Annotated in this window: 3 protein-coding genes; all 3 read right to left on the reverse strand. The window is 76.0% G+C overall.

Annotated elements, in window-relative coordinates; all coding sequences use genetic code 11:
• Positions 1-3: 3 nt before the first annotated feature.
• Positions 4-1,881, reverse strand: coding sequence for a peptidoglycan-binding domain-containing protein (locus tag KC207_RS16930; RefSeq protein ID WP_249138661.1), 1,878 nt, complete (start codon positions 1,879-1,881; stop codon positions 4-6).
• Between the two features lie 235 nt (positions 1,882-2,116).
• Positions 2,117-4,345 carry a cell wall-binding repeat-containing protein gene (locus KC207_RS11675; protein ID WP_211602723.1) on the reverse strand — a complete coding sequence of 743 codons (2,229 nt, stop codon included), beginning with the start codon at positions 4,343-4,345 and terminating at the stop codon, positions 2,117-2,119.
• Positions 4,342-6,529, reverse strand: a 2,188-nt coding sequence (locus KC207_RS11680) for a cell wall-binding repeat-containing protein (protein ID WP_211603231.1), incomplete at its 5' end; no start/stop codon positions are given. The genes KC207_RS11680 and KC207_RS11675, both read right to left, overlap by 4 nt.

The raw sequence follows: 6,529 nt of genomic DNA on the forward strand, positions 1-6,529 counted from the left end.
GCGTCACATCTGGCGCTCGATCGCCTTCCACGTGACCCGGGCGACGACGCCCGTCTGCGCGATCCTCGCCCGCTTCTGGGCGGCCTTGACCGCGGCCTGGGTCTGCGGCCCGAAGGAGCCGTCCGCCGTGATGCCGAGCGCCCGCTGGAGCACCCGGACGGTCTCCCCGCGCGCCCCGCGCTTCAGGACGGTGTCGTAGTGCGCCGACAGCGGCGCGCTCCTGGCGAGCACGACCGTCCAGGTCCTGGCGTCGACGACACCGGTGACCCGCAGCCCGTTCGCCCGCTGGATGCTCTCGACACGGGTCTCGGTCCGGGGCCCGAAGCGGCCGTCGACGGTGAGCCCGCCGGCGGCCTGCTGGAACGCCCGCACGGCAGCGCCGGCCGAACCGCGACGCAGCGTCGTCGAGGCGTAGGACGAGGTCGAGGACCCCGTCCCGGAGCCCACCGAGCCCGCGGAGCCCGAGGAGGCGGACGACGCACCCGACGACGCGCCGCCACCGGACCCGCCGGCCATGAGGGCCTTCCAGTCCTTGGCGTCGACGACACCGTCGGCGGCCAGGCCGACGCTCTTCTGCCACGCGACGACCCGCGACTGCGTCCGCGGTCCGAAGGAGCCGTCGACCGCGAGCCCGCCGACGGCCTTCTGCAGCGCCTTCACGGCCTCGCCGCGGCTCCAGAGCCGCAGGGTGACCCCGGAGTACTTCGCGAGGGGGTGCGCCGAGGACGAGGCCCCGGACCCGCCGGAGGACCGGCCCGCGAGGGCGTCCCACACGGCGCGGTCGACGACACCGGTCCGCGGCAGACCCTTCGAGCCCTGGTAGCTCTTGACCCGCGCCTCGGTCGCCGGGCCGAACGAGCCGTCGACGGCGATCCCGCCGACCGCGCGCTGGAGGACGCGGACGGCCTCGCCGCGGGCGCCGCGTCGCAGGGTCGTCGAGGCGTAGCGGTCGATGTCGGCGGCCGAGGCCGACCCGGAGGAGCCGGAGGCCGACCCGGAGCCCGAGCCGGATCCGGACCCGGACGAGCCCGAGGACGCCCCGCGCAGCGCGTCCCACACGGCGCGGTCGGCGACACCGGTGCGCGGCAGACCCTTCGAGCCCTGGTAGGTCTTGACCCGTGCCTCGGTCGCCGGGCCGAAGGAGCCGTCGACGGAGAGCCCGCCGATGGCGCCCTGGAGCGCGCGCACGGCGGCCCCGGTCGAGCCGCGGCGCAGCGTCGTCGAGACGTAGCGGTCGAGGGACTCGGTGCCGCCGGTCTTCATCGGTCCGGTGAGGTAGTCCGTGCGGGCCCGGCCGGTCCACCACGAGTTGAGCGCGTACGCGCCGTCCCAGGTGAAGGAGATGTGGATGTGGTCGGTGTGCGGGGAGGAGCCGCTGTAGGCGGCCCATCCCTTGTCCGGGGCCCACGCCTTCCAGATCTTCCGGTTCCAGATCATGTAGTTGATCCCGAACCGGCGAGCCATGGCGCCGGGCCGGCCCTGGCTGTCCTTGGCGCTCAGCCAGCGGGTCAGGGTGTTGCCGACCTCGAGCTCGTCGGCCTTGCGCGCGTCGAGCATCCAGTCGAGCGCGCGGCCCTCCCCGTGCTCCTGGTCGCAGCCGCGCAGGATGCCGTAGGCGTGCTTGCCGTACGTCTGCTCGAGCAGCTTGGCGAAGGCGACCGGACCGGGCTGGTTCTCGCTGAGGCAGCGGAACCCGCCCTGGTACGGCGGGGCGACGTCGAGCGCGGAGGGCAGGGACCGGCTCGGCTGCGGCACCGGGACCGAGGCGGCCTGGGCCGCGGCGGCCCCGAGGGGCAGGGCGATGACGGAGGCCGAGACGGCGCCGATCGTGCGGGTGGGGACCCGACGCAGCGCCGGTCGGGCAGGGCGGGGCAGGGACACGCGATGCTCCAAACGAGGCGAGACCTGCGTCCGGGGCAGGGGGTCCGGACGCACTCGGTCATCCGGTCCCATGAGTCACACGAGGCACATCGGATGTACGAGCACCACATTTGTTTCATGCGGTACCACACGCCGCAAGCAGATCGTGGGAATTACACGCCTGTTCTTCTCCGGCGCCGCGTCCGCGGGACCCGACCGGCTCGGCGCCGCCCCGCGTCCGCCCGAGCCGACCGGCTCAGCGTCGCGCCGCGCCGGTGCGCACGCCGCCGGAGACCGAGGCGGTCCCGCCCATGACGACGACCCGCTCGAGGTCCCCGGACTCCTGGAGGACCCGGGTGCTCGCCTCGGGCAGCCGGGCCCGGGTCGTGAGGAGGGTCATCCGCGGCACGCTGCCGGCGGTGAGGGCGTCGGCGAGGGCCGCGTCGGCGCCGCTGGCGAGCGAGACGTGCGTCGCCGCCGCGAGCCGCGGACGGTAGAACGACGCGACGGCCGCCGCCACCTCGTACCGGTCGGCGCCGCCGATGCGGTCGGTCCGCGCGCCGGTGCCCTCCAGGGCACGGACGACCGCGCCGGACACCGACGCCTCGCCGCCGAGCACCCGGACCGAGGTCGCGCCCGTCGAGCGGAGCGCCGAGGCCGTCGCCCCGGGCAGGACGTCGGCGCGGGTGAGCAGCACCGGCTCGTGCTCCGCCCCCGCGGGCCCTCCGGCCCCGAGGGCGTCGGCGAGCGCCGTGCCGGAGGCGACGACGGCCGCCGTCACGCGGCCCCGCCCGGCGACGTCGAGGGCGACGTTGGCCGCGACCCGGTAGCGGTCGGCGCCGCTGATCCGGCGCACCGTGAGCCCGCGGGCCTCGAGCTGCTCGACGACGTCCTGGGACACCGTGGCCTCGCCCCCGACGACGACGGCCTCGCGCAGCGTCCCGGCCCGCCGGGCCAGCTCGGTGCGGGTCGCGCCCGGGAGCGCCGTCCCCGTCGAGAGCAGCAGCGGCGCGTCGAGCGACTGGGCGAGGGGGCCGGCGACGGCGGCGTCGGCCCGCTTCTCGGTGGCGCCGCTCGCGACGACGACGGTGCGCGCGGACGAGGAGTGCGTCCGGGCGAGGGCGGCGGCCACGGCGTAGCGGGTGGAGCCGCCGAGCCGCGTCGTCGGCCGCTCGACGTACGTCGAGTTCAGCCGCAGCCGGGAGCGCAGGCTCTCGCCCGACAGGGTCCGGGTGGCGCCGGTCGACGAGGTGGCCGTCGCCGACGCGACGGCACCGGAGACGTAGCGCTCGGACAGGTCGAGGCGCACGACGTCGCGCAGGTCGAAGGCCGAGGCGAGACCGCTGCGGCTCGGGGCCGCGGTCCAGTGCGCGCGTGGGTTGCTCGAGCGCTGGGCCCACCGGTCGTCGACGCTGCGCAGGTACGGCAGCTCGGCGGTCCAGACGTCCTCGCTGTTCTGGGTGCGCCCCCCGCTGGAGGAGGAGTAGTAGGCCTCGATGATCGAGCCGCGGTACGTCGCGACGTACCCCTGGTCCGAGGACCCCGCCGCCCGCACGGCGTCGGTCCAGCCGGGCCAGTACCGCCGGTCGCCCGACGACGTCGGGTACCCGCCGAAGACCTGGCTGCGGGTGTCGTCGTAGACGTGGCAGTTGCACGAGGAGCTCACCCCGGCGGCGATGTTCCGCAGGACGTACCCGCGGGCCGCGGCGGCCTGGGCCTGCAGCGTCGCGGCCGGCCAGGACCACGGCACCTCGCGAATGTAGTCGAGGTACTCGTCGTGGACGCGGACGTACATCGCGGCCTCGAGGGTGGAGCCGCCGGGTGTGCGCGTGACGCGGAGCAGCCCGTCCCGGTAGGACCCGGCGCCGTCGACGACGAGCAGGGTGCGGTCGTCGTCGAAGCGGACCGTCGGCCGGGCCCCGGTCGCGCTGCGCGTCCCCGAGCACCCGGAGCACGACACCGCCATCGACCCGCCGGACGGCCGGACGGTGACGACGTCGCCCGCCCCGCCCCGGATGTCGACGTCGCCGTCGCCCGTCGCGACGGTGACCCGGAAGGACCCTCCGCCGCTCGACAGGGCGCTCGTGCGAAGCGTCACCGAGGCCGCCCGGTTGCGGACGTTGACCCGGGCCGTGGCGTCGTCGTCGCGGCGCTCGTAGTCGGTCCCGGTGTAGTAGTGACCGAGGATGTCGGCCGCCGAGTACCCGTCCCGCGCCATCTCGTACGCGCCGTACTGGCTCATCCCGACGCCGTGACCCCACCCCGAGCCGGACAGGGTCCACGACGAGGACTCCGCGGCGGCCACGTCGGGCGCGGCCGCGAGCCCCTCCGCGACCTCCGCGGCCTCGGCAGGGTCCGCCCCCGGGACCGGACGCGGCAGGTCCACCCCCCACGTGCCGTCGTCGGCCGTGGCGGCCGGCGCGGCGAGGGCGAGCACCACCGCCGCGCCGACGGCGGCCCGGACCCAGCGACCGGACGAGGTCATCGGGTCACCGTGGCGAGGACCGCCCCACCGGTGACCATCGACACGCTCGAGGTCCCGCCGAGGACGGTCACCTCGTCGGTCGCCGCACCGGCGAGCCACGTCCGCACCGCGCGGGGGTAGGCGTCGGCCCGGACGTAGAGGATGGGCCGGGCGAGCTGGCCGCCGCTGAGGGTGTCCGCGAGCGCGGCGTCGACCCCGGAGGAGACGAGGACGCCGGAGACGTCGACGCCCTGGCCGCGGGCCCACGACGCGACGGTCGCGCTCACCGCGTACCGAGAGGTCCCCGACAGCCGGGTGGCCCGGGGCAGGTCGGCGAGCACCTCGGCGGAGACGGTGGCGGTGCCACCGGCCACGACCGTGCGCCGGACGCCGAGCTCGGCGACGGCGGCGGCGGTGGCCTCGGGCACCTCGCCGCTGCGCAGCAGCAGGATGGGGCGCCCGAGCGCGGCCGCGGGGCCGGACAGGACGAGACCGTCGGCCATCCTGCCCTCCTGCCCGCTCGCGGCGACGACGTCGGTGACGGGGGCGCCACCGGCCATCCGACGGGCGACGTTCGCGGCCACCTCGTACCGGCTCTCGCCCTCGACCCGCTCGACCCGGGAGACCCCGGCCGAGCGCAGCTCGCGGACGACGGTCGAGGAGACCGACGCGGTCCCGCCGACGACGGTGACGTCGGTGACGCCACGACGCACGATCTCGCTGCGGGTCACCGCGGGCAGCGACCCCGCCCGGGTGAGGAGGAGGACGGCGTCGTCGGACCGGGCCAGGGGCCCGGCGACGAGCGCGTCGGCCATCTTCCCCGAGGCCCCGTTGACGAGGACGACCCGACGGGTGCGGGAGTCCTTCTCGACGGCCGCGGAGACGGCGACGGCGTAGCGGTCCCTCCCGGACAGCCGCGGTGGGCACAGGCTCGGCGGCGAGTCGCTGCGGGCGACGACGTCGAGCGTCCAGCTGCTCGACAGGGCCGTCGCGCGTGTCCCGGTCCCGCTCGCTCCGGTGAGGGTCACGGTGTAGCGGCCCGGCGGGACGAAGGAGCCGTCGGCCCGTCGCCCGTTCCACGAGGCGGTGAAGGCGCCCGCGCCGGAGCGCTTGCCCGAGGACTCCGCGACCGGGCCGTCGGAGCAGGGGCTCGTGACGGTCAGCCGCCAGGTGAGGGCGCGGCTCGCGGCCGTCGCGACCGTCACCCCCGCGCTGCCGTACCCGTACCGCGTCCGGTTGATCGACGGCTGGTAGAGCATCGTGCCCTGGGCGGCGCGGGCGTCGGTGCGGATGCTCGGCAGCATCGCGTGGAGCCGGGCGCCCGGGCACGAGGTCTGGTTGACGTCACGGTGCCCGATGACCGTCGGCGAGGTGCCCTCCCCCTCGAGGTAGGTCGTCCCCGCGGGGTCGATGCCCTTGAGGCCGAGGCGCCAGCCGATGACCCCGTCCAGCGCCGCCGGCACCGCCGCCGGGGGCGTGTACGACGTGAAGTCGCCGAGCACGCTGATGCCGAAGGAGCTGCTGTTGAACGGGGCGGCGTGCGCGCCGGAGATGTCCCGGGTCGTCCCGCCGTAGCGGCCCTCCCACACACCACCGAACTTGTCGACGAGGTAGTTGTAGCCGATGTCGTTCCAGCCGTTGCCCTTGACGTGGAAGGAGTAGATGCCGCGCAGGATCCCGGGGACCTGCGACTGCGAGTAGTTGTTCGAGCCCGCCGTGTGGTGGACGATCGCCGCCTTCACCTCGCCGGTCGACGGCGAGCCCCTCCGGATGCTCTCGTCGGCCCCCCACGCCGCACGGGAGTGGATCGTCGGACGCGACGCCGCCGCGGCGGCCCCGCCGCGCACGTCCGCCGTCACGGCCTCGTCGGCCGCGGTGACCGTGGTGTCGACGACGTCGAGCCGCGCCGCCTCCCCGTCGCTCTCGTCGTCCCCGACGACCCGCACCTGGAGCGCGTCCGCGGTGGAGACCCACGGCATCGTGCCGGCCCGGGCCTGCTCGGCCTCCTCGGTGCCCGGGTCCGGGCCCTCCTCGGCCTCGACGTGGATCTCCTGCCAGGCCCCCCACTCGCCCTCGCGCTCCTCGCGGAGCTCGACGGTCGCGGTCTCGGAGACCTCGCCCTCGGGCCAGGTGACGCCGACGACGTGCGGGCGACCCTCGAGGTCGACGACGTCGGAGCGCACCTCCTCGTCGGAGCCGGACGCG

This window comes from Phycicoccus avicenniae (assembly GCF_018139485.1).
Lineage (GTDB): Bacteria > Actinomycetota > Actinomycetes > Actinomycetales > Dermatophilaceae > Phycicoccus > Phycicoccus avicenniae.